Origin of the sequence: Rhizobium sp. 768_B6_N1_8, assembly GCF_051811225.1 — a bacterium.
Taxonomy (GTDB): domain Bacteria; phylum Pseudomonadota; class Alphaproteobacteria; order Rhizobiales; family Rhizobiaceae; genus Rhizobium.
Window position 1 is genome coordinate 45,369 of sequence record NZ_JBPWPV010000001.1, and the last position, 22,112, is coordinate 67,480.

Here is a 22,112-nt window from a genome sequence, read left to right on the forward strand (position 1 = left end):
CGCGCCGGTTTAGCGAAGGCAAGCTTCGTTGACGCCAGAATAGAAGTGCGGCGGAGAAGTTCAAGTGCGGCTTGATGCCTGATGCCGAGGATCAATCCTCTTCGTCGGCTTGTCCGGGGTTCAGGCGCTCGCGCAGTTCCTTGCCGGTCTTGAAGAAGGGTACCCACTTCTCCTCGACGAAGACCGTATCGCCGGTGCGCGGGTTGCGGCCGGAACGGGAAGGGCGGTTCTTTACGGAAAATGCACCGAAGCCGCGCAGTTCGACGCGGTTGCCGGCGGCAAGCGCATCAGTGATCTCGTCGAGGACCGCATTGACGATATTTTCAACATCGCGGTGGTAGAGATGCGGATTGCGTGCCGCAACAATCTGCACCAATTCGGACTTGATCACGGTCGCCCCCTTAAATTATTGATTTCTTGTTCAATCCTGGCCAACCTGCCAAACTGAAAGCAGCCCGTCAAGAAGCAACTTTGGGGGCAGGATGCCGTTGAGATCCTGACTTTTGACAAGATCACCATAACCAAGGATCGTAATCAACCGGGAAACAGCTCCAGCGAGTAAGAAGGGCGTATTGCTCTTCTTGTCCCAGTCGACGACCGGCAGTTTGTCGCTGACGTTTCGGGAGGTCAGATAGGCGCGAATTTCCGGCTGTCCACCGACCGCATCGATGAGTTTCACCTTCAGCGCTTGCCGGCCCGTGTAGATCGTTCCGTCGGCAAGCTTCAGCACTTCGTCATGCGGCAATTTGCGCCGGTCGGCAACGAGGTTGACGAACCAGTCGTAACTGTCGAGAACCATGTTGCGGATCATGGCCTTGGCTTCTTCACTGGTGTCGTGGAACGGCGAGGGCTCGGCCTTGAGCGGAGAGGATTTGATCTCCTGCAACGAGACGCCGAGCTTGTCGAGCAGTGGCTGGATCTGCGGGTACTGGAAGATGACGCCGATCGAGCCAGTGATCGAGCTTTCGCCCGCGATGATCGTATCGCCGGCCGTCGCAATCATATAGCCTGCGGAGGCTGCAAGCGTCCTGACGTCGGAGACGACGGGCTTCTTTTCCGCAATCGCCCGGATCGCCTTGAAGATCTTTTCGCCGCCATAGGTCGTGCCGCCCGGCGAGGAGATCGAGATCACGACTGCCTTGACCTGATCATTGTCCTTGATCTTTTCCAGTCTCTCGAGCAACTCGTCATCATCGGTGATCAGGCCGGAGATCGTCACATGGGCGATATGGGGCCGCGCGGTGCTGCCTTCGCTGAAGGCAAAATTATAAAGCGCAAAGCCGAGCGCGACGAGCAGCACGACCGCGGCAAGGCGCCAGAAGCCAAGCCTGCGGCGCAGCAGCCGGCGGTCTGCGATGATCGAGCTGTCCATTCCAACCTCCAGAGACGAAACCCAACGGCGGTACTCCGCCGCTGGGGAGATAAGGCGCACGCTGCCGCGAGAAAATGCCTCGGGAACCTGCTATTTTCGGTTTAGTTGCTTGTTGCAGAAAAAAATCCATATTGGCAAGCCAATGTAATAATGCGAAACGAACTGTGATTGGCGCCCGGCATTGCTATATAAGCGGCACGATCATCACACACGGACCAGGCATATGCTCGATACCCTCAGGAACAACGGGAAGCCCGCATACGCGGGGCCAAAGGACAGTGCCTATGGCCTTGCCCGGTTCCATTCCGCGCGTGTTCGCCGCCTGAAGTTCTTGCTGCCGGGTGCAGCCCTCATCATTTCCCTCATCTTCATCGCCGTCTCGGTGATCCGCACTTACCTGCCGGAAACCATTAAGATCGAGGGCGCCAAAATCGAGAACGGCAAGGTCGTGATGGAAAAGCCGGCAATCGCCGGCCGCAACTCCGACGGCATCAACTATTCGATGCTCGCCGAACGCGCACTGCAGGATATTCGCAATCCAGATCTCATCACGCTGGAGACGATCAAGGCCGCCGTGCCGATGAACGACGGCCTGATGGCCCGCGTGACCGCGGCGACGGCAGATTTCAATCGCGCCACGGACAATCTGCATATGACGGCGCCGTTCACGCTTGTTCTGAGCAGCGGTCTCGTTGCGAATTTTCAGTCTGCACACCTTGATATCAAGGGTGGAAACATGACGACGGATGATCCCGTCAGAATTACCAAGGACAATGCTTCGATTGTTGCGCGGTCGATGAATATAACCGATAAGGGGCGCGTGATCACATTCGAGGGGAACGTTCGCATGAATGTTGATTCATCCACCATCCATAAACAGGGCACCTAAAGAGCCGGGTCACATGACAAAAGATTGTCGCATTTCAACTCGCAAGACTGGCGTAGCTTTTATCACAGGCGCGCTTGCCTTCGTCCTGTCGGTCGCGGGGGCGGCCGCCCAGTCGACGACGATGCCTGGCATGAAGCTTTCCAGCGATCAGCCGATCCAGATTGAAAGCAACAAGCTGGAAATCCATGACCAGGAACACACGGCGCTCTTCACTGGCGACGTCAAGGTTGTTCAGGGCACGACGACGTTGCAAGCCGGCAAGATGACGGTCTATTACAAAGACAAGGCGAAGCAGCCGGCAGCGGGCGATGCTGCCACCAAGCCGGCACCTGCTGCCGAGACGGCTCCGGTCGCTGCAGAACAGTCGAGCTCGCTTGCCTCGGGTAGTGCCGATATCGATAAGATCCTGGTGACCGACAAGGTTTACCTGACGTCGGGTACGCAGACGGCGACCGCCGATGATGGCAATTTCGATATGACCTCGCAGGTCTTTATCCTCACGGGCAAGAAGGTCGTGCTGACCGATGGCCCGAACGTCTTTACCGGCTGCCAGCTCACGGTTCACATGGCGACCGGTCAGGCGGAGCTTGAAAGCTGCGGTGGTCGTGTCCAGATTCAGCTCGATCCAAAATCGCAGCCGAGTCAGCAGCCAAAGCAGAACTGAGAAGTCGGCCTTTCACGTGAAGCTATTCTCTCTATCCACCAAGTCCGGCAGAGCCGCAACGGAAGCCGCGGCTCCTGTCGACAAGGCTCGTTATCAGGGAACGCTGATCGCACGCGGTCTGACCAAGACCTATGCGACGCGGCGTGTCGTCAATGGCGTCTCGCTAGTCGTGCGGCGTGGTGAGGCTGTGGGCCTGCTGGGGCCTAACGGTGCCGGTAAGACGACCTGTTTCTACATGATCACCGGCCTCGTGCCTGTTGATGAGGGAACGATCGAAATCGACGGCAACGACGTGACGACGATGCCGATGTATCGTCGCTCCCGCCTCGGCGTCGGCTACTTGCCGCAGGAAGCCTCGATCTTCCGTGGGCTGACGGTGGAGGAGAATATCCGCGCCGTCCTTGAGGTGCATGAAAAGGACAAGACGGCGCGTGAGCGCAAGCTCGACGAACTGCTTGAGGAGTTTCACATCGCGAAGCTCCGCAAGAGTGCCGCCGTGGCTCTCTCGGGCGGTGAACGCCGACGCCTGGAAATTGCCCGCGCACTTGCGACCGACCCGACCTTCATGCTGCTCGACGAGCCCTTTGCAGGTGTCGACCCGATCTCGGTTGCCGATATTCAGAACCTCGTGCATCATTTGACGGCACGCGGCATTGGCGTTCTCATCACCGACCACAATGTGCGTGAGACGTTGGGGCTGATCGACCGGGCCTATATTATCCATGCTGGCGAAGTGCTGACCCATGGACGCGCGAACGACATCGTCAACAATCCGGAAGTGCGCCGGCTTTACTTGGGCGACAATTTCAGTCTCTGAACCGGTCCTGGACGACAGAAAATTGCGGCTGCGGCATAGGTTCCGCTTGACCAAGTAGGATAAAAAAGCAATTTTTGGGCCAACTCGGAATTCCGTGGCCTGAAATCTTCATCAGACGCGGTTTCCTGGAGGAGTCGAGGGAGTTTCGCGTCCGCCATGGCCCTGTCTGCCAATCTTTTTCTGCGACAGAACCAGTCCCTGGTAATGACACCGCAACTGATGCAATCCATCCAGTTGCTGCAGATGACGCATGTCGAACTCACTCAGTTCATCGCCCAGGAAGTGGAGAAGAACCCACTTCTGGAACTTCCGTCGGACGAGGGCGAGGCCGGGGAACGCGGCGAGGCTGCGGACGAACCATACCCGCAGCAAACGGATGGTGCGGGGGACGGCGAATATGAGGATCGCGGCGAAACGCTGTCCGGCGACTGGTACGATAATGGCAGCTCAAGCCGGCTGAGTGACGAGCTGGATGCCAATTACACCAATGTCTTCCCCGATGACGGCGCACCGCAGCGCCTCGACGCCCCCGAGCTCATCAGCCAGTGGAAATCCATGCCGGGCAGCGCCGAAGGTGCTGACAGCAATTACGATCTCGATGAGTTCGTCGCCGGTCAGGTCTCTTTGCGCGACCACCTTGCCCAGCAGATACCCTTCATATTGCCCGATATGGCCGATCGCCTGATTGCCCAGAATCTGGTCGATCAGCTCGACGATGCCGGCTATCTGCAGGCCGATGTCGCGGAAGCCGGCGAGCGTCTCGGTACCGATGCAGATGACATCGAGCGCGTGCTCTCAGCGCTGCAGACGCTCGATCCGCCCGGCGTGTTCGCCCGTAGCCTTGCCGAATGCCTGGCGATCCAGCTTCGCCAGAAGGATCGTTTCGATCCCGCCATGCAGGCGCTGGTCGAAAATCTCGAATTGCTGGCGCGCCGCGACTTCGTCACCCTGAAACGCCTCTGCGGCGTCGATGAGGAAGACCTGCTCGACATGCTCGCCGAAATCCGCCAACTCAATCCGAAGCCCGGCAGCGGTTTCGAGGCTGGCGTTTCAGAGGCGATCATGCCTGACGTCGTGGTCCGCCCCTCCTCGGATGGCGCCTGGCTGGTCGAGCTCAACCCGGATACGCTGCCGCGGGTCCTCGTCAATCAGTCCTATTTTTCGCGCGTCGCGAAGAACGGCGAGGATCACGCCTTCCTCTCCGAATGTCTGCAGACCGCCAACTGGCTGACGCGCAGCCTGGATCAGCGCGCCAAGACCATCATGAAGGTCGCAAGCGAGATCGTGCGCCAGCAGGATGCCTTCCTCTTGCACGGCGTCGATCATCTGCGGCCGCTGAACCTGAAGACGGTGGCCGAGGCGATCAAGATGCATGAATCGACGGTCAGCCGTGTCACGTCGAATAAATACATGCTGACGCCGCGCGGCCTCTTCGAACTGAAATACTTTTTCACGGTTTCGATTAGCGCCGTCGAGGGCGGTGACAGTCATTCGGCTGAAGCAGTTCGCCACAAGATCCGGACGCTGATCCTGCAGGAAAGCCCGGATGCGGTACTCTCCGACGATGATATCGTCGATATGCTCAAAAAGGGCGGCATCGATCTCGCTCGTCGTACGGTCGCCAAATACCGCGAGGCGATGAACATCGCCTCTTCCGTCCAGCGCCGCAGGGAAAAGCGCGCAGTGGCCAAGGTCGCCGGTTTCTGACTTGCAACGCCGGGGCGAGCCGATGATCGCCGCTTGGAACCGTTGATGGCGGAGACATCCCAATTTCATGGGATTTTCAGTGCACGTTTTCCGCGTATGCTAGACCTCGCTGTGCCGGGCTATTGACTTTTCGGGAGGCTGTCGCTAGAAGCCCGCCGCAATCGGAGCAGCAAAGTGCATCCGGGCATTATCCCCATCATCCTCACAGCAACAGGGACACGCAGACTTGAGCTCATCTTGCTTGAGATTGCGCGAAGTGCTTGGATGAGGTTGAGGCTTGGCGTAAACTGGTACTCGCAAACTACCATAAGAAGGGAAACTCCATGAGTGTGCGTGTATCCGGTAAACATATGGAAATTGGTGACTCCTTCCGTCAAAAGATCGAGGACCAAATCGGTTTGGCCGTCACGAAATACTTCGACGGGGGATATTCCGGTCAGGTGATCGTGGAGAAGTCGAACTCCCGTTTTTCCGCCGATTGCAAGCTTCATCTCGATAGCGGCGTCGTGCTGCATGCGGCAGGCGAGGCCATGGATCCGCAGATTGCCTTTGATGCGGCATCCGAGCGTATCGAGAAGCGGCTGCGCCGCTACAAACGGAAGCTCAAGGATCACCACGCCGGAAATCATCTGAACGGTAACGGCTTTGCAGAAGTCGCCTATACCGTCATGGACGCGGTTCCCGATCATGAAGACGAGGTTCCGGACGATTTCGCTCCGGCCATCGTCGCCGAAAGCACCAAGCAGCTCAAGACGATGTCTGTTGCAACCGCCGTCATGGCGCTCGACATGACCGACGAGCCGCTTCTCCTGTTCCGCAGCCCTGGCAAGGAACAGCTCAACATCGTTTACCGTCGTCACGACGGAAATATTGGCTGGATCGATTCGGCCAATATCAAAGGCTGAGATCAGGGCGGGGGAGCGGCGCCGGGCGCCGCTCCCCCGGACCCGTGCTCTCGGCGACAGAAGGAAAAAGAAATGGCATTGGCAGATTTGCTGCACCAGGATGCGATCATTCCCGCCCTCAGGGTAAATTCCAAGAAACAGTTGCTTCAGGAATTGGCAGCAAAAGCCTCCAGGACTACGGGGCTTTCCGAACGGGAAATCTTCGATGTGATCCTGCAGCGCGAACGCTTGGGCTCGACCGGTGTCGGCAACGGCATCGCCATTCCCCACGGCAAGCTCGTCAATATCCACTCCATCGTCGGCATTTTCGCCCGGCTGGAACAGCCCGTCGATTTCGAAGCGCTGGACGACCAGCCGGTCGATCTGGTGTTTCTGCTTCTGGCGCCGGAAGGCGCCGGTGCCGATCACCTCAAGGCGCTTTCGCGCATCGCCCGTGTCCTGCGCGACCACGATCTGGTCGCCAAGCTGCGCGCGACCGATTCCGCTTCGGCGATTTATGCCTTCCTCAATGAAGAGCAGACGTCGAACGCTGCCTGACGATCTACCCGGAATGCAAAAAAAGGCGCCTGATCGCTCAGGCGCCTTTTTCTTGTCATGCGATCAGCGATCAGAACTCTTCCCAATTGTCCTGGGCAACAGCGGCTGAGCCGCGAGACTGTGCAACGGCCCGGCGCGGTGCCGGAGCAGCCGCGCGTGGCGCCGGCGCAGCCGGTGCGCGCATCTGCTGTGCGGTGGAGCGCAGTGCTGTCGCGGCATTTCGCTGGCCGGAGACGCGGAAGCGGGTGACCAGTGTCTTCAGCGTCTGAGCCTCGTCGTTCAGCGTCACGCTGGCAGCAGTGGTTTCTTCCACCATCGCGGCGTTCTGCTGCGTGACCTGGTCCATCTGGTTCACGGCCTGGTTGATCTCCTTCAGGCCGATGGCCTGTTCGCTGGCCGAGGCCGAGATCTGACGGATAAGGCCGTTGATGCCCATCACCTGCTCGGCAATCTTGTGCAGCGTCTCGCCGGCACGGCCGACGAGATCGACGCCTTCCTTGACCTGGACGGCCGAGGTGTTGATGAGTGTCTTGATCTCCTTGGCGGCATTCGCCGAACGCTGAGCGAGTTCCCGGACTTCCTGTGCGACGACTGCAAAGCCCTTGCCTGCTTCACCGGCGCGGGCCGCTTCGACACCGGCGTTCAGAGCCAGAAGATTCGTCTGGAAGGCGATCTCGTCGATAACACCGATGATGCGCGAAACTTCCGTCGAGGACTGTTCGATACCGTGCATGGAGGCAATCGCCTTCTGCACCACTTCACCTGATTTCTCGGCGTCTTCGCAAGCGAGATTGACGTTGTCAGCTGCGGTGCGGGCGTTCTCGGCGCTGGAATTGACCTGGGCGGTCAGCTCGTTGAGCGCCGCTGCCGTCTCTTCCAGACTTGCCGCCTGCTGCTCGGTGCGCTTGGCAAGGTCGGAGGCGCTGTTGCTGATTTCGCCCGTACCCGAACCGATATTGATGACGCTGAGGCTCATCGTGTTGATGGTTTCCTCGAGGCTTGCCAGAGCGGCATTGAAGTCCTGCTTCAACTTGCCGTATTCGCCGGGGAATTCCTCTGTAATGCGGTGGCCGAGATTGCCCTGTGACAATTCGGAAAGGCCTGCACCGACGATCGAGACGATGTGACGCTGCAGGTTGACCGATTGTTGGCGTTCCGATTCCGAGCGACCGCGTTCGGTTTCGGCGGCAAGGCGCTGGTTGTCGGCCTCGGCTTCGAGACGCCGCGTATCGGCAAGCGCGAAGCGGAAGCCTTCGAGAGCCTTGGCGACCGAGCCGATTTCATCGGCACGGTTCTGGCCGGCAACCGTTTCGTCGTATTTTCCGTCGCTCAGCGCCTTGACGCTGGAAACGAGGCCAGCGAGCGGACGCTGAACAAGCGCGCGGACGGCGAAGTAGAGGGCGAGCAGCACGGCGCCGAGGACGATGATGCCGTTGATGACCATCATGAAGGTCTGGTCCTGAACCGGAGCATTGATCGCCGTGTGCGGGACGTCGACCAGCACGACCCAGTTGGCGTTCAGGCCGGGAACTGCGAAGGGATAGACGACGCGGTCGAAGGGATCGAGGCCGTCGAAGCTGAGGTTCTTGACGAGGCCGACCTTCATGGACGAAAGCGCAGCCTTTACGTCAGCCGAGCCAGGATTGTCGCCATAAGGCTTCGACATTAGGTCGGGGGTCGGAGCGACGATCCAGTTGCCGTTCTGGGCGATCAGCGTTACACGGCCGGAGCCGAAGGGGCGCAGCGCCTGCACCTTGTCGGTGAGCGACTTCAGCGAGATATCGACGCCTTCCACACCGATCATCTTGCCACCGGACATGACCGGATAGGCAATCGAAGTCAGCAGGGTCGGAACGTCGGTGCCTTCTGCGAGGTAGGGCGCCGTGATCGCACCCTTGCCGCTGTCGGCGGCGAGCTTCCACCACTCTGCGGTATAGTCATTGTCGAAGGTCGAGAACTGGATGTCACCGGTCCTGTTCTTCGACCAGTAAGGCGTGAAGGCGCCGACCTTGTTGGTGCCTTCATCATTGTTGTTGGCGATTTCCGTGGTCTTGCCGTCGAAGGCGCCAAGCTGCTCGCAGAACCAGCTGCCGAAGGCGAAAGCGTTCTGTTCGAGATTGGCCTTCAGAATGCTGATGATGCCCTTGCGATCGAGGATCTTGCCTTCATGTCCGCGTCCGACGACGCCGGACATGGTGCGGGCAGCACTCGCAAGCTCGCCGACATTGGCTGCAATCTCGTTGGCGATCGACTTGGCTTCCGAATTGGCCTGATCCAGCGTCAGGGTCTGGACGCGGTTACGGGTCTGGTCGATGAGGAAGAGGTTCGAAACGACAAGCACCAGTGCAATGGCGGCACCGGTAATGACGATGAGCTTCGCCGCAAGCGATTTCATTCTGAAAATGAACATAGATTCCTCGGGGCAAGGACGCGCCGAAGGGCCATTCTCCGGCGCAGCGGGTAAGGCACGCTCTATCATGGAGCAGCCGTGGGGTTGACCGCCTCGAAGATGAACGAGGTGGCGATCGCCCGAAGGATCGCCAGAAACCTCTTAAATTTGAATGAAATTCGCTATGTTTCGGCAGCAAATCCGGAAAGCCACCCCAAAACTAGGGGTGGCTTTTTATCGATTGTTCGCGGCTGGACTGGACTATATTCTGTCTGCGACTTCGGCTGCGAGCGGAATGGAGGGTTGTGCCCCCGGCTTCAGGCAGGCGAGTGAGCCGGCGACCGCTGCACGGCGCAGCGCCGAGTTGAAATCCAGCCCCTCATCGAGGCTTGCTGCGAAGTAACCGCAGAACGTATCGCCGGCGCCGACAGTATCGACGGGTTCGATGACGAGGCCCTGCGCCCGGGAAATCTGGCCATCCCGGATCGCGATGACGCCATCGCCGCCGAGCGTGACGATCAGCGTCTGGCCGGTCTCGGCATGCAGGCGCTCCAACGCCGCCTCGCGGTCACCGGCACTCATGTTTTCCTGTCCCGCCAGCCGCTCGAACTCGGTTTCATTGGCAATGACGATATCGGCCAGCCGGCCGAGGCGCGGCGCATCCGGAATAAGCGGCGCGAGATTGAGAATGCTGGTGATGCCCTTGGCGCGAGAGGCAGCAAGCGCGCGCTCGACCGCCTCGACGGGAACTTCGAGCTGCAGCATGAGTATATCGCCCTCGTTCATGGCGTTGACGGCGGCCTCTGCATTGTCGCCGCTCATCTTGCCGTTCGCGCCGGGAATGACCGCGATCATGTTCTCGCCGTCGCCGCCGACGAGAATGAGAGCTGTGCCCGTCGGCCCCTCGACATGGCTGACGCCGGAAAGGTCGGTGCCTGCGCCGTCGAGCAGTTCAAGGGCGCCCTGGGCAAAGGCATCCTTGCCGACAGCGCCCGCCATATGGACATAGCGGCCTGCTCGCCGGGCGGCGAGCGCCTGATTGGCGCCTTTGCCACCGGCAGCCGTTGCGAAGCTGTTGCCGGCAACTGTTTCGCCGGGCTTCGGCAGGCGCTCGGTGGTGGCGATAAGGTCCATATTGATGGAGCCGAAAACTGTGATCATGGCATGTCCGTCCCTTGCTTCGGGCCGCGACACTGCCGAAGCGATCACTCCTCGTCAACCACCCTGAGCTTGAGCAAACCAGTTCGGCTTTCGACGGATTTCGCCGCCGGCTCGTTCTCGCGGGTTGGCTTGCCGTCGCCGCCTGCTTCGAATTCCAGCGCCTCGATCTTCGCGCCGCGCTTGGTGAGCTTGTCCGCTGAGGTAATGATCTGGTCCACGTCGCGCTGCGTCTGGGAAAAATGTCCCTGCAGCTTGCGTACGCGCTCGTCGAGCCGGCCGAGATCGTCCATGAGGAGGGCGACTTCTCCCTGGATGACATGCGCCTGCGCCCGCATGCGCTGGTCTTTGAGCACGGCCTGAATGACCTGGATTGACAGCATCAAGAGCGAAGGCGAGACGATAACGATGCGTGCGCGGTGCGCCTTCTGCACGATCCCTTCGAAATTTTCGTGAATTTCAGCGAAGATCGATTCTGAGGGAACGAAAAGGAAAGCCGTCTCCTGCGTCTCGCCCTGGATCAGATATTTCTCGGAAATATCCTTGATGTGAACTTCCATGTCACGGCGAAACTGCTGACCAGCAAGCTTACCGGCGTCCGCGCCGCCTGCATCGCGGATCGCGTTCCATGCCTCGAGCGGAAATTTGGCATCGATGACGAGCGGCGGTGCCCCATTCGGCATCCTGATCGTGCAGTCCGGGCGCGAGCCGTTGGAAAGCGTCTGCTGGAAGGCATAGGCGCCCATCGGCAGGCCATCGGCGACGATCGTTTCCATGCGCGACTGGCCGAAAGCCCCACGCGTCTGCTTGTTGGAAAGAATGGCCTGCAGCCCGACGACATCCTTGGCGAGCGTCTGGATATTGTTCTGGGCGACATCGATCACCGCCAGGCGCTCCTGCAGTTTCTGCAGGTTGTCGTGCGTTGATTTCGTCTGCTCGGTCAGCGTCGAGCTCATGCGCTGTGACATGCCGTCGAGCCGCTGGTTGATCGCGTGATTGAGCTCGGCCTGCCGTGCACCGAAGACTTCCGTCATGGTCGAGATGCGTCCCTGCATCTCCGCCTGTATTTTCAGAAGCTCAGCCATGCGCGCCTCGCTTTCCGCGGCGCGAAGATTGGCTTCTTCGGCTTGCTCGCGACGGATGCCGGCATTGCGCAAGGCAAACACGATTGTCACCAGAATGAGAACGGCGAGTGCGCCGCTGGCAAGTGCAAGCACGCCGGGGCTCAGTATCGGCAGGGAAATAGTGAGTGAGTCGGATGTCATGGTCATGCTGCACCATAACAAAATAAGCGGCGATATCCAGATCAAAACGTGAACAATCCACACCGTATCACCAATACGAACGACGCTAATTTGCTGTAACGGAAGAAAAATCAGCCGCGCACTTAACGATTGCTAAACCATATTCGCCAAATCTGGCGCTGCAATTTCCCTCCGCATTCGCGCCAGATAGAGATCCCCCATGACTTCCCACCAGACCGACAATGCCCTCAGGCAGCGCCTTGACTTCATTGAGCTTGACGATGAGGCGCGCAAGAACCTGCGGGAGCTACGGCCGGCGATCTCGGAGCTTCTCGGCGGCGCACTCGACAAGTTCTACAGCAAGCTCGCAAAGACCCCGGCGGTCGCAGGCTTCTTCTCCAACAAGGCCCATATGGGCCACGCCAAGAAGCGCCAGCAGGAACATTGGGGCAATCTTTCGGGCGGCAATTTCGACGAAAGCTATGTGAATGGTGTGACTGCCGTCGGCCGCACCCATGCCCGCATCGGCCTGGAGCCGCGCTGGTATATCGGCGGCTATGCGCTTGTCATGTCTGAGCTCGTCCGGGGCCTGATGGAAAAGCAGTGGCCATCGCTCTTTGCCCGTCAGCAGGGAAAGGCGCTTGCCGAAAAGCTGACCGCCGTCATCAAGGCGGCGATGCTCGACATGGATTATTCCATCTCCGTCTATCTGGAAGCGCTCGAGGAAAAGCGCCACGCGCTGGAAGAAGAACGCGCCCGCTCAGAAGCCGATCAGGCGTTGGCACTGGAACATCTGCGCCGCGGCCTCGAAGCACTGTCGCGTGGCGATCTCGAAGCGACCCTTCCTGCCGATCTGCCCGGGAATTTTCGCCAAATGGCTGAAGACTATAACAGGGCCGTCAACGCTCTTCGCGAATCTTTCACATCTGTCCGCACCACGTCCGGCCACATTCTCGAAGGTGCCGATGTGATGTCCAAGGCAACGGACGATCTCGCCTTGCGCACCGCGCAGCAGGCAGCCGGCGTCGAAGAGAGCTCGGCTGCGCTGCAACAGCTCTCCGTCAGCGTCAGCCAGACCGCCGCCAACGCCGAAAAGGCGTCCGGCGCCGTGCGCGAAACGCAGGAGAAAGCCAAGAATTCCGGCGAACTCGTCACCAGCGCCGTTTCGGCCATGGCGGGCATCGAGAAGTCCTCCACCGAAATCGCCAAGATCATCGGCGTCATCGATGAGATTGCTTTCCAGACCAACCTGCTGGCACTGAATGCCGGCGTCGAAGCTGCGCGTGCCGGTGATGCCGGCAAGGGCTTTGCGGTCGTCGCACAGGAAGTCCGTCAGCTTGCCCAGCGCACGGCCGATGCCGCCAAAGCGATCAAGAATCTGATCTCCGAAAGCTCGACGCAGGTGAACGAGGGCGTCAACATCGTCAGCAGCACTGGTGAGGCGCTGAGCGACATGATCAGCCGTATCGACATCATCAACAGCTTCGTCGCCGATATTGCGGCTGCCGCCCGCGATCAGGCGACTGGCGTCAACGAGGTGAGCGTGGCGATCCGCAACATGGACACCATCACTCAGCAGAATTCCGGCATGGTCGAGCGTACGTCTGCCGAAACCCGCAGGCTGAAGGATGGGGTCGAGAACCTCATCGAACTGCTGCAGCGTTTCCGCGCTCGTACTGAAGGTCGGCAGGTTGCCGGTACCGCCCGCCGCGCAGCCTGAATAATCCAGGCAAAATCCGGGCAGGCGCTGCAAAAAACCGCAATCCCTGCCCGGCGGATAATTCCCTAGTTTGAAAAGATGGGTTATGGGAACGCCATGACCATCAAGCCACTCATCATTCTTCCCGATCCCGTTCTCCGTCAGGTTTCCAAGCCGATCGAGCGGGTCGACGCCGATCTCCAGCGCCTTACGGACGATATGCTGGAAACAATGTATGACGCGCCGGGCATCGGCCTTGCCGCAATCCAGGTCGGCGTTCCACGCCGCATGCTCGTCATCGATCTTTCGAAGGAAGGCGAGGAAAAACAGCCGCTCGTCTTCATCAATCCGGAGATCGTCAGCTCCTCGGATGACCGTTCCGTCTATGAGGAAGGCTGCCTTTCCATTCCCGACTATTATGCGGAAGTGGAGCGGCCAGCGCAGGTCACCGTCAAATATCTCGACCGTGAAGGCAAAGAACAGAGTGTGGTGGCCGACGGTCTGCTCGCTACCTGTCTCCAGCATGAGATCGATCATCTGAACGGCGTGCTCTTCATCGATCACATCTCGCGGCTGAAGCGCGAAATGGTCATCAAGAAGTTCACCAAGGCTTCCAAGTCCAAGGCGCTCTGAGTTGCAGCATTGAAAATGTTGCGGCCGCGCCTTATGATATCGATGATATCATAGGAGCTGTTAATGGGTGATCTTCTGATCCGAAACTTGGATGATGCCCTGAAGCACGAGCTTCAAAATCGCGCGCGGGAGAACGGACGCAGCCTTTCGGAGGAAGCGATCATCCATCTGCGTCGCTCACTCAGCACCTTGCGCGAAGATCGGCAGCCGGCAGGAGAATGGCTGCGTGGTCTTCTCGGGGCTGAACGCTGGACCGATGACGAGCTATCAGCGATAGAAACTGCACGGCATGAAGCGGACCGTGCTCCACCGAAATTCCACGAATGAGCGTCGTTCTAGATACGAACGTCATCTCCGAGTTGGAAGGCCGTAAATATAGCGAGCGATTGCTGCATTGGTTGAACGGCTTTGACAGAGCCGACCTTTATCTGACGACTATCAGTGTTGCAGAAATCCACTACGGTTTGTCTCTCTTGCCAGAAGGCAAGCGGCGAGAGGCGCTGATGCAGGACTATCTTCGTCTTGAGGAGGCATTTTCGGGCAGGATAATTCCGTTCACCCTGGCCGCAGCGCATCGTTACGGTGCACTCAGGGCGGCGCGTGAAAAGCGCGGTCGAAGAATGGAGACGAAAGACGCCATGATCGCGGCCATCTGCCTTGTGCATGGTGCGACGCTTGCAACCCGCAACACAAAAGATTTCGAAGGGCTTGATCTCAAGCTCGTAAACCCGTTTGAAGACGGTTGATCCTCAATTGGCGAGATAGAATGTCTCTTCGTATCGTTTTCATGGGAACGCCCGACTTCTCCGTCCCGACGCTGCGCCTGCTCGTCGACGCCGGCCATCAGATCGTGGCTGTCTATACTCAACCGCCACGGCCGGGCGGACGGCGCGGGCTCGATCTCCAGAAATCGCCGGTGCACCAGACGGCCGAGCTGCTTGGCCTCCCGGTCTTCACGCCGGTCAATTTTAAGGATCCTCAAGAGCGTGAGCGCTTCCGTGCCTTGGGTGCCGATGTCGGCGTCGTCGTTGCCTATGGCCTGCTGCTGCCCGAGGCTATCCTGACCGGCACGCGTTACGGCTGTTATAATGGCCATGCCTCGCTGTTGCCGCGCTGGCGCGGTGCTGCGCCCATCCAGCGGGCGATCATGGCCGGCGACGAGAAGACCGGCATGATGGTCATGAAGATGGACAAGGGCCTCGATACAGGCGATGTCGCGCTGACTCGTGAAGTCGAGATCGGCCCGAACATGACGGCTGGCGAACTGCACGACCGCCTGATGCAAACAGGCGCGAAGGCGATGGCCGAGGCCATGGTCAAGCTGGAGATGGACGATCTGCCGCTGACGCCTCAGCAGGCCGAAGGCGTGCTCTATGCCACCAAGATCGACAAGGCGGAAACGCGTATCGATTTCAGCCGCGACGCCAAAGATGTTCACAATCATATCCGCGGCCTCGCACCTTTCCCGGGCGCCTGGTTCGAGCTTGAGAGCAATGGCAAGGCGGAGCGCATCAAGGTTCTCGGCTCCGAACTTGCGGCGGGTGAGGGCGCAGCCGGCGCACTTCTGACCGATGATCTTGTGGTTGCCTGCGGGGCGGGCGCCGTCCGCCTCACGAAGCTTCAGAAGGCCGGCGGCAAACCGCTCGCCGCTGCCGATTTCCTGCGCGGCACACCGCTTGCTGCGGGCACGAGGCTCGTCTGATGCCGCGATACCGCATGATCGTCGAATATGACGGCGGCCCCTATGTCGGATGGCAGCGACAGGACAATGGACCTTCGGTGCAGGGCGCGATCGAAAAGGCGATCTTCTCGGCAAGCGGCGATACCGTGTCAGCTCGCGGCGCGGGCCGCACCGATTCCGGCGTCCACGCCATGGGGCAGGTCATCCATGCCGATCTTTCGAAGGACTGGTCGCCCTTCAAGCTGCAGAATGCACTGAATGCCCATCTGAAGCTTGCGGGTGAGAAAGTGGCGATCCTTGATGTCGAGGCCGCGAGCGAATTCTTCGACGCGCGCTTCTCCGCGCTCCGCCGGCATTATCTCTACCGCATCATCAGCCGTCGCGCGCCGTTGGCGCTGGAGGCGGGCAAGGCATGGTGGGTGCCGAAGACGCTCGATCATGAAGTCATGCATGCAGCAGCCCAGACCCTCGTCGGCAGGAATGATTTCTCGACTTTCCGTTCGGCTCACTGCCAGGCAAACAGCCCCGTGCGCACGCTCGACCGGCTGGATGTGACCCGTAATGGCGAACTGGTTGAGATCCGTGCCACCGCCCGGAGTTTCCTGCACAATCAGATCCGTTCCTTTGCAGGAACGCTGAAGCTCGCGGGCGAGGGCAAGTGGACACCTGACGATGTACGGGCAGCGTTGGACGCGCGCGACCGCAAGGCCTGCGGCCCCGTAGCGCCGCCCGACGGGCTCTATTTCATGCAGGTGGATTATCCGGAGGTGATCACCGACCGGCGCAAACAGGCGGATGAAAACGATAGAGACGACGATCTATCATAATCCGGCCTGCGGCGCGTATCAGGACCTTCGTCAAGGAAGACGGTGGAGTCGTCAACCGGTGCTGATTACCCCGGAGAGATGCCGAGGAAGTTGAACAGATATTCTGACACTATCATCGGCGGCACCATAAGCGCCAAAGTGAGACCGCCGACCGTTAGAACTTGCCCGTGGCAGATCATCCGCAGAACACGCGCCAGCGCGAAGATTTGTGCGAGCGCATTTACTAGGAGCAGCAATCGTACGATGTCGGTTGAACCTGGCATGAAAAAGACAAGCGCCAGCAGCAATCCGTTGATGTAAGCGAGTGGCACGCTGAGCCAATTGACACTGACGACGACAGGCGCGAAACGCTCCCCCATGCGCAAGGCAAACAATAGCAGGCCAGCAAAGATCAGCGGCACGATCCAGCTGCTGAGTTCGATCAGCCCTAGCCGGAAATAGAAGGTAAACCCGACATCAGCCTCTGGCGGCATCGATCTGAGATAGCCGTTGCGCAACGTAAGCCAGGTGATTCCCGTTGGCGGCAGGCACCAGATGATCGCCCAGAAGGATCGGTTGACCCCGCGATCCGATATGTCGAGGAAGCGAAAACCGCGCGGATCGAGCTTGATCAGCAACCAGATGCCGGCGAGATAATATTGGACCTCTCTAAAGCCCGGCATTCTCAAACCAACGTTCGATGAAAGTCTCGTAGATCGCCGTCAGCGTCTCCAGATCCGCAACGGCGACCCGTTCGTCGACCATATGCATGGTCTGGCCGACAAGGCCGAATTCCACGACCGGGCAATAATCCTTGATAAAGCGCGCATCCGAGGTACCGCCTGTGGTCGACAGCACCGGCGATGCGCCGGTCACGCTCTCGACTGCCGACGACAGCGAGGCGATCAGCGCATTGTTGCGGGTCAGAAAAACATGGCTCGGGCGGTCGGCCCAGATGATCTCGTATTTCACCGGCTCGCGGCCCGGCCGTAATGTGCCGTCAGTGGCAGCTGCATCAAGGCGCCGGACAATTTCGGCTCGGAGTGTATCGGCCGTCCAGGTGTCGTTGAAGCGAATGTTGAAGCTCGCCGAAGCCCTGGCCGGAATGACGTTCGTTGCCGGATTGCCGACATCGATAGTCGTTACTTCGAGGTTGGACGGCTGGAAATTGTCCGTGCCGGCGTCGAAAGGCGGATCCATCAGCGCCTGGGTGAGTTGCAGCATGCCGCGCACCGGATTGTCGGCAAGATGCGGATAGGCCGCATGCCCTTGCACGCCGTGCACGACGATCTTGCCGGACAGCGAACCGCGCCGGCCGATCTTGATCATGTCGCCGAGCTTGTTCGGGTTGGTTGGCTCGCCGACGACGCAGGCATCCCATGTCTCGCCGCGCTCAGTCGCCCACTGCAACAGCTTGATCGTCCCGTTGATCGACGGGCCTTCCTCATCACCGGTGATCAGGAAGGAAATCGAGCCCTTGGGCGCTCCATGCTTTTCGACATGCCGGGCAACGGCGGCGGCAAAACAGGCAATGCCGCCCTTCATGTCGACTGCGCCACGGCCGAACATCTCGCCATTGGCAATCTCGGCGGCAAAGGGCGGATGCGCCCAGGCGGCTTCGTCACCGACGGGCACCACATCGGTATGGCCTGCAAACATCAGATGCGGTCCCTCGGTGCCGAGACGGGCATAGAGGTTCTCGACATCAGGCGTGCCATCTTCCTTCGCGACCATTCGGTCGACCTTGAAACCGAGCGGAGAAAGCATCGCTTCCAGCGCGGAAAGCGCGCCGCCTTCTGCTGGCGTCACGGACGGGCAGCGGATCAGGGTCTGAAGATTGGCAACAGGATTCGTGGCGGTCATGGCGGTCGAATTATCCGGTGGGAATGGCAAAGGCGTGGCAAGGCGTGAGGCCGCCTCGCCTAAAAGACGCCGATTGTTTACCGAATCAATCTCGGGCTGTCATCAATCTCGGAGCAGTTCGTTGATGCCCGTCTTGGAACGGGTCTGCTCGTCGACGCGTTTGACGATCACGGCGCAATAGAGGTTAGGCGCCTGCTGGCCGTTTGCCATCGTCTTGTCTGACGGCAGCGAGCCCGCAACGACGACCGAATAGGGCGGTACTTCGCCATAGCTGATCTCGCCGGTAGCGCGGTCGACGATCTTGGTCGACTTGCCAATGAAGACGCCCATGCCGAGCACCGAGCCTTCACGCACGATGCAGCCTTCGACGACTTCCGAACGCGCACCGATAAAGCAATTGTCCTCGATGATCGTCGGTCCGGCCTGCATAGGCTCCAGAACGCCGCCGATGCCGACGCCGCCGGAGAGATGCACATGCTTGCCGATCTGCGCGCAGGAGCCGACGGTGGCCCAGGTGTCGACCATCGTGCCTTCGCCGACATAGGCGCCGAGGTTGACGAAGGACGGCATCAGGATGGCGTTCGGAGCGATATAGGCCGAGCGGCGCACGACCGCACTAGGCACGGCGCGGAAGCCGGCGGCGCGGAACTGGTTCTCGCCCCAGCCTTCGAATTTCGAGGGCACCTTGTCCCACCAGGTCGACTGGCCGGGACCGCCCTTGACCACTTCCATATCGTTGAGGCGGAAGGAGAGCAGCACGGCCTTCTTCAGCCACTGATTGACCTTCCAGACGCCATCGGTGCCGCGCTCGGCCACGCGTGCCTTGCCCCCGTCGAGCAGGTTTAGAGCGGCCTCGACTGCATCGCGCACTTCGCCTTTCGTCGACGTGTTCACATTGTCGCGATTGTCGAAAGCGGTTTCGATGGTCTTTTCAAGGGATACGAGGTCGGTGGCGCTCATGGGAATTCCTTAAACTTCGATCTTTATCGTGGAGACGGCAGGTCTCCGGAATTGCGATTGGCGGGTTGTCACCCGATCTATAGCATGCACCCGTAAAATGGAATGATTTTTCGGACAAGATCATATCTGGATTCAAGGCGTTATAGCGACATATCCGGTCATTCGTGGCCGGTGATACTGAAAGGCATTTCGATATGGCAAAGGCAAGAAACGGTGGCGGACGACGCAAGGACGGTGTCTGGGATCCGTTGAAGAGTAGTTCGAGCGACAGGCAGCGCGCGGAAGCGGTTCCGAAGACGCCGCAGACGCTCTCGCCGGCCTATCGCCTTGCCTATGTGGATGAGGATTTCCTCTGCCGCGAGGAACTGCGACCGATCCGCCTGCAGCTCGAACTTCTGAAGGTCGAGATGATGATGGCCGAGCGCGGCATCAAATCGACCGTTGTCATGTTCGGCGGCGCCCGCATTCCGGCACCCGGCCAGAGCGCCTGGGCAGCCCGCAACGAGACCCAGCGTGCAAACCTCGAAGCCGCATCGGTCTATTATGACGAAGCTCGCAAATTCGCCCGCCTCTGCTCGCGTTATGCGGCCGGTTTCGATTTCCACGAATATGTCGTCGTCACCGGCGGTGGCCCCGGCGTCATGGAAGCGGGAAACCGCGGTGCGGCGGATGAGGGAGCCCCTTCGATTGGCCTCAACATCGTCCTGCCGCACGAGCAGGCGCCGAATGCCTATGTGACACCCGAGCTCAGCTTCAACTTCCACTATTTCGCGATCCGCAAGATGCATTTCATGGTGCGCGCCAAGGCGGTCGCGGTCTTCCCCGGCGGCTTCGGCACGCTGGACGAATTCTTCGAATGCCTGACGCTGATCCAGACCGGCCGCATGGAACGCATCCCGCTGTTGCTCTTCGGCTCGAAATTCTGGCACAGCATCATCAACTTCGAGGCGCTTGCCGAATTCGGGACGATCGCGCCTGAGGACGTGAACCTGATCAGCTTCGTCGATACTGCCGATGAGGCCTGGAAGATCGTGCAGGACTTTTACGAACACCGCGAATAGAGCAGTTCAAGCCAAACTGGTCAGCGGCTTTACGCCCGGTACAAACGAAAAACCCTCCTCCCGTGGACGGGAAGAGGGCTTCGGGTGAGGGGCAAACCCCTCGCGATATCCAGGGAACGCTTTGTTATTCCCTTCAAAGGAAGGGCTGGTCCGGCATATCGTCGATCGAGATCACGCCGTCCTTGTTGCGGTCCATGCGATCGAAGAATTTGTTGAAGGCGGTTTCCGCTTCCTGCTTGCTGATCTGGCCGTTCTGGTCAGTGTCGATGCGGCCCATCATCATGGTGATTGCCATGAAGCGGGCATTGCCATGCATCCAATGGTGACCGTCGTGGCCGTGACGGCCATGGTCCTTGTCGTCGCCTGCCTGCGGCGCCGCATTCTGATCCGCATCGCCCTGCTTGGCCGATACCGCTTCACGACGCGCCTTGAACTGTGCTTCGCGGTACGCGCGGATTTCGCCTGGCGTCAGCGAGCCGTCATGGTTGGTGTCGATGGCGGCGAAGATCTTCTCCATGCCATCGGTCGCCTCCTGCTTGGTAATCTGCCCATCCTTGTTCGTGTCGAACTGTTTCAGCATGCGCACGAAGAGGATTTCGCGGAAGGCCGCGCCACGCGGACCGCTCATCATGCCATGCTCCATTTTTCCATGGTGGCCTGGATGATCAGCCTGGTCGCCTGGTGCTGCGAAGCTGGCCCCGGCGGCTGCGCCGAGAAGAAGAACAGAGGAAAGCGCCGTCAGGATAAGCTTGTTGCGGTACATGTCAGTGCGTCCTTTCGTAGGATGTCCCTCGATACGAAAGGTAGGACCGAACCCTGTCACGGCCCAGTTAAACATCTGTAAGATGGATGAAACTTTGGTAAGTTAGGTCGTAATCTTCTTCAGGAAATCAGCGAGATCGTCGGTGACGAAATCGATGTGGTCGTCCTCGCCGCTCGTTCTCTCCCACCATTCGACGACAGTCTCTTCCAGATTGCGCGGCACGAGCAGAACGGTCTGCATGCCGAGCGCTTTCGGTACGGTGAGATTGCGCGGCAGGTCCTCGAACATCGCAGCCTTGCCCGTCTCGACCTTCTTCAGCGCCGTGAACTTGTCATAGGTCGCCTGTGCCGGCTTCGGCAGATAGTCGGCCGCGACGATATCGAAGATGTCGTCGAAATGGTCGAGGATACCGAGCGCGCCGGCCGTCGCCTGTGCATGCTGGACGCTGCCATTGGTGAAGATGAACTTGCGGCCCGGCAGGGATTTGATGGCTTCGGCAAGCTCCGGCTGCGGGGTCAGTGCCGAATAATCGATCGCATGCGCCTTTTCGAGAAAGTCGTTGGGATCGACCCCGTGATGGATCATCAGCCCCTGCAGCGTCGTACCGTGATCGTAGTAGTACTGCTTCTGCAGCTTGCGGGCCTCTTCCTGCTCCATTTGCAGGAGCGCCGAAACATAGGCCGTCATGTTCTTGTCGATCTGCGCGAAGAGATTGACATGATGCGGATAGAGCGTGTTGTCGAGGTCGAAGACCCATTCGGTCACATGCTCGAAATCGTTCTTGGTAGGCGTGCGGTCGATCTTTGTCATAGCCGCCCTTATGACATGGTCGCGGCGGGAAACCAAAGGCTTTTGCTTGCAGGTCCGGCTTGCCAAGGCTCTCCCAAAAATGCCGCCAGATTTTCACAACTTCAGAGAGATTTTGGCTGACTTTCGCCATTGATCGCTGGTGACCTCTGCCTGC

Annotated in this window: 23 protein-coding genes; 13 read left to right on the top strand and 10 right to left on the bottom strand. The window is 59.5% G+C overall.

Annotated features, from left to right (window positions below; all coding sequences use genetic code 11):
• Positions 1-91 precede the first annotated feature (91 nt).
• A complete protein-coding gene (locus tag AB8B33_RS00230) occupies positions 92-391 on the bottom strand; it encodes an integration host factor subunit beta (protein ID WP_003544934.1) in 300 nt (99 codons plus the stop codon).
• A 30-nt stretch (positions 392-421) separates the two neighbouring features.
• The gene (gene sppA / locus AB8B33_RS00235) at positions 422-1,372 is read right to left on the bottom strand and encodes a signal peptide peptidase SppA (RefSeq protein WP_113325065.1); all 951 of its coding nucleotides are present in this window, start codon (positions 1,370-1,372) and stop codon (positions 422-424) included.
• Between the two features lie 223 nt (positions 1,373-1,595).
• Here sppA and lptC point away from each other — a divergent pair, with 223 nt between their 5' ends.
• From lptC to ptsN, 6 genes are all read left to right on the top strand, one after another.
• A complete protein-coding gene (gene lptC / locus AB8B33_RS00240) occupies positions 1,596-2,261 on the top strand; it encodes an LPS export ABC transporter periplasmic protein LptC (protein WP_113325066.1) in 666 nt (221 codons plus the stop codon).
• A 13-nt stretch (positions 2,262-2,274) separates the two neighbouring features.
• On the top strand, positions 2,275-2,925 hold the full coding sequence (locus AB8B33_RS00245; RefSeq protein ID WP_113325067.1) for an LptA/OstA family protein: 651 nt from the start codon (positions 2,275-2,277) through the stop codon (positions 2,923-2,925).
• A gap of 16 nt (positions 2,926-2,941) precedes the next feature.
• Positions 2,942-3,742, top strand: a complete 801-nt coding sequence (gene lptB / locus AB8B33_RS00250) for an LPS export ABC transporter ATP-binding protein (protein WP_113325068.1) — start codon at positions 2,942-2,944, stop codon at positions 3,740-3,742.
• Between the two features lie 156 nt (positions 3,743-3,898).
• The gene (rpoN, locus tag AB8B33_RS00255) at positions 3,899-5,449 is read left to right on the top strand and encodes an RNA polymerase factor sigma-54 (protein WP_439013950.1); all 1,551 of its coding nucleotides are present in this window, start codon (positions 3,899-3,901) and stop codon (positions 5,447-5,449) included.
• A gap of 323 nt (positions 5,450-5,772) precedes the next feature.
• The gene (hpf, locus tag AB8B33_RS00260; protein ID WP_007814977.1) at positions 5,773-6,354 is read left to right on the top strand and encodes a ribosome hibernation-promoting factor, HPF/YfiA family; all 582 of its coding nucleotides are present in this window, start codon (positions 5,773-5,775) and stop codon (positions 6,352-6,354) included.
• Positions 6,355-6,426: 72 nt separating this feature from the next.
• A complete protein-coding gene (ptsN, locus tag AB8B33_RS00265; RefSeq protein WP_029868958.1) occupies positions 6,427-6,891 on the top strand; it encodes a PTS IIA-like nitrogen regulatory protein PtsN in 465 nt (154 codons plus the stop codon).
• A gap of 70 nt (positions 6,892-6,961) precedes the next feature.
• Here the strand turns inward: ptsN and AB8B33_RS00270 are convergent, their stop codons facing one another.
• The 3 genes from AB8B33_RS00270 to AB8B33_RS00280 form a co-directional block, all read right to left on the bottom strand.
• A complete protein-coding gene (locus AB8B33_RS00270; protein ID WP_439013951.1) occupies positions 6,962-9,301 on the bottom strand; it encodes a methyl-accepting chemotaxis protein in 2,340 nt (779 codons plus the stop codon).
• A 240-nt stretch (positions 9,302-9,541) separates the two neighbouring features.
• Positions 9,542-10,441: a ribokinase gene (locus AB8B33_RS00275; protein ID WP_439013952.1), complete on the bottom strand. Its 900-nt coding sequence runs from the start codon at positions 10,439-10,441 to the stop codon at positions 9,542-9,544.
• Between the two features lie 44 nt (positions 10,442-10,485).
• Positions 10,486-11,709 (bottom strand): DNA recombination protein RmuC, encoded by a 1,224-nt coding sequence (locus AB8B33_RS00280; RefSeq protein WP_439013953.1) that lies wholly within the window; start codon positions 11,707-11,709, stop codon positions 10,486-10,488.
• Between the two features lie 193 nt (positions 11,710-11,902).
• On the opposite strand from AB8B33_RS00280, the gene AB8B33_RS00285 reads away from it, so the two are divergent.
• The 6 genes from AB8B33_RS00285 (at position 11,903) to truA (ending at position 16,522) form a co-directional block, all read left to right on the top strand.
• Positions 11,903-13,402: a methyl-accepting chemotaxis protein gene (locus AB8B33_RS00285; protein ID WP_439013954.1), complete on the top strand. Its 1,500-nt coding sequence runs from the start codon at positions 11,903-11,905 to the stop codon at positions 13,400-13,402.
• A gap of 96 nt (positions 13,403-13,498) precedes the next feature.
• Positions 13,499-14,014: a peptide deformylase gene (gene def / locus AB8B33_RS00290; protein ID WP_113325084.1), complete on the top strand. Its 516-nt coding sequence runs from the start codon at positions 13,499-13,501 to the stop codon at positions 14,012-14,014.
• Positions 14,015-14,077: 63 nt separating this feature from the next.
• Positions 14,078-14,341 carry a FitA-like ribbon-helix-helix domain-containing protein gene (locus AB8B33_RS00295; protein ID WP_113325074.1) on the top strand — a complete coding sequence of 88 codons (264 nt, stop codon included), beginning with the start codon at positions 14,078-14,080 and terminating at the stop codon, positions 14,339-14,341.
• A complete protein-coding gene (locus AB8B33_RS00300) occupies positions 14,338-14,760 on the top strand; it encodes a type II toxin-antitoxin system VapC family toxin (protein WP_113325075.1) in 423 nt (140 codons plus the stop codon). The genes AB8B33_RS00295 and AB8B33_RS00300 overlap by 4 nt, the downstream gene beginning before the upstream one ends.
• Positions 14,761-14,780: 20 nt before the next feature.
• A complete protein-coding gene (fmt, locus tag AB8B33_RS00305) occupies positions 14,781-15,716 on the top strand; it encodes a methionyl-tRNA formyltransferase (RefSeq protein WP_439013955.1) in 936 nt (311 codons plus the stop codon).
• Positions 15,716-16,522 (top strand): tRNA pseudouridine(38-40) synthase TruA, encoded by an 807-nt coding sequence (gene truA / locus AB8B33_RS00310; RefSeq protein WP_439013956.1) that lies wholly within the window; start codon positions 15,716-15,718, stop codon positions 16,520-16,522. The genes fmt and truA overlap by 1 nt, the downstream gene beginning before the upstream one ends.
• Positions 16,523-16,587: 65 nt before the next feature.
• Here the strand turns inward: truA and AB8B33_RS00315 are convergent, their stop codons facing one another.
• From AB8B33_RS00315 to dapD, 3 genes are all read right to left on the bottom strand, one after another.
• The gene (locus AB8B33_RS00315) at positions 16,588-17,184 is read right to left on the bottom strand and encodes a hypothetical protein (protein ID WP_439013957.1); all 597 of its coding nucleotides are present in this window, start codon (positions 17,182-17,184) and stop codon (positions 16,588-16,590) included.
• The gene (gene dapE, locus AB8B33_RS00320; RefSeq protein ID WP_439013958.1) at positions 17,171-18,364 is read right to left on the bottom strand and encodes a succinyl-diaminopimelate desuccinylase; all 1,194 of its coding nucleotides are present in this window, start codon (positions 18,362-18,364) and stop codon (positions 17,171-17,173) included. The genes AB8B33_RS00315 and dapE overlap by 14 nt, the downstream gene beginning before the upstream one ends.
• Before the next feature lie 102 nt (positions 18,365-18,466).
• Positions 18,467-19,324, bottom strand: coding sequence for a 2,3,4,5-tetrahydropyridine-2,6-dicarboxylate N-succinyltransferase (gene dapD / locus AB8B33_RS00325; RefSeq protein WP_113325080.1), 858 nt, complete (start codon positions 19,322-19,324; stop codon positions 18,467-18,469).
• Between the two features lie 194 nt (positions 19,325-19,518).
• Here dapD and AB8B33_RS00330 point away from each other — a divergent pair, with 194 nt between their 5' ends.
• Positions 19,519-20,385, top strand: coding sequence for an LOG family protein (locus AB8B33_RS00330; RefSeq protein ID WP_439013959.1), 867 nt, complete (start codon positions 19,519-19,521; stop codon positions 20,383-20,385).
• A gap of 133 nt (positions 20,386-20,518) precedes the next feature.
• On the opposite strand, the gene AB8B33_RS00335 is transcribed toward AB8B33_RS00330, so the two are convergent.
• Positions 20,519-21,148, bottom strand: coding sequence for a calcium-binding protein (locus tag AB8B33_RS00335; protein WP_439013960.1), 630 nt, complete (start codon positions 21,146-21,148; stop codon positions 20,519-20,521).
• Between the two features lie 102 nt (positions 21,149-21,250).
• Positions 21,251-21,958 carry a pyrimidine 5'-nucleotidase gene (locus tag AB8B33_RS00340; RefSeq protein ID WP_439013961.1) on the bottom strand — a complete coding sequence of 236 codons (708 nt, stop codon included), beginning with the start codon at positions 21,956-21,958 and terminating at the stop codon, positions 21,251-21,253.
• Positions 21,959-22,112: the final 154 nt, after the last annotated feature.

Coding starts and splice junctions, on each gene's coding strand:
- sppA (WP_113325065.1), bottom strand. CDS start 1,372: ATGGACAGCTCGATCATCGCAGACCGCCGGCTGCTGCGCCGCAGGCTT.
- lptC (WP_113325066.1), top strand. CDS start 1,596: ATGCTCGATACCCTCAGGAACAACGGGAAGCCCGCATACGCGGGGCCA.
- AB8B33_RS00245 (WP_113325067.1), top strand. CDS start 2,275: ATGACAAAAGATTGTCGCATTTCAACTCGCAAGACTGGCGTAGCTTTT.
- rpoN (WP_439013950.1), top strand. CDS start 3,899: ATGGCCCTGTCTGCCAATCTTTTTCTGCGACAGAACCAGTCCCTGGTA.
- hpf (WP_007814977.1), top strand. CDS start 5,773: ATGAGTGTGCGTGTATCCGGTAAACATATGGAAATTGGTGACTCCTTC.
- ptsN (WP_029868958.1), top strand. CDS start 6,427: ATGGCATTGGCAGATTTGCTGCACCAGGATGCGATCATTCCCGCCCTC.
- AB8B33_RS00270 (WP_439013951.1), bottom strand. CDS start 9,301: ATGTTCATTTTCAGAATGAAATCGCTTGCGGCGAAGCTCATCGTCATT.
- AB8B33_RS00275 (WP_439013952.1), bottom strand. CDS start 10,441: ATGATCACAGTTTTCGGCTCCATCAATATGGACCTTATCGCCACCACC.
- AB8B33_RS00280 (WP_439013953.1), bottom strand. CDS start 11,709: ATGACCATGACATCCGACTCACTCACTATTTCCCTGCCGATACTGAGC.
- AB8B33_RS00285 (WP_439013954.1), top strand. CDS start 11,903: ATGACTTCCCACCAGACCGACAATGCCCTCAGGCAGCGCCTTGACTTC.
- def (WP_113325084.1), top strand. CDS start 13,499: ATGACCATCAAGCCACTCATCATTCTTCCCGATCCCGTTCTCCGTCAG.
- AB8B33_RS00295 (WP_113325074.1), top strand. CDS start 14,078: ATGGGTGATCTTCTGATCCGAAACTTGGATGATGCCCTGAAGCACGAG.
- AB8B33_RS00300 (WP_113325075.1), top strand. CDS start 14,338: ATGAGCGTCGTTCTAGATACGAACGTCATCTCCGAGTTGGAAGGCCGT.
- fmt (WP_439013955.1), top strand. CDS start 14,781: ATGTCTCTTCGTATCGTTTTCATGGGAACGCCCGACTTCTCCGTCCCG.
- truA (WP_439013956.1), top strand. CDS start 15,716: ATGCCGCGATACCGCATGATCGTCGAATATGACGGCGGCCCCTATGTC.
- AB8B33_RS00315 (WP_439013957.1), bottom strand. CDS start 17,184: ATGCCGGGCTTTAGAGAGGTCCAATATTATCTCGCCGGCATCTGGTTG.
- dapE (WP_439013958.1), bottom strand. CDS start 18,364: ATGACCGCCACGAATCCTGTTGCCAATCTTCAGACCCTGATCCGCTGC.
- dapD (WP_113325080.1), bottom strand. CDS start 19,324: ATGAGCGCCACCGACCTCGTATCCCTTGAAAAGACCATCGAAACCGCT.
- AB8B33_RS00330 (WP_439013959.1), top strand. CDS start 19,519: ATGGCAAAGGCAAGAAACGGTGGCGGACGACGCAAGGACGGTGTCTGG.
- AB8B33_RS00335 (WP_439013960.1), bottom strand. CDS start 21,148: ATGTACCGCAACAAGCTTATCCTGACGGCGCTTTCCTCTGTTCTTCTT.
- AB8B33_RS00340 (WP_439013961.1), bottom strand. CDS start 21,958: ATGACAAAGATCGACCGCACGCCTACCAAGAACGATTTCGAGCATGTG.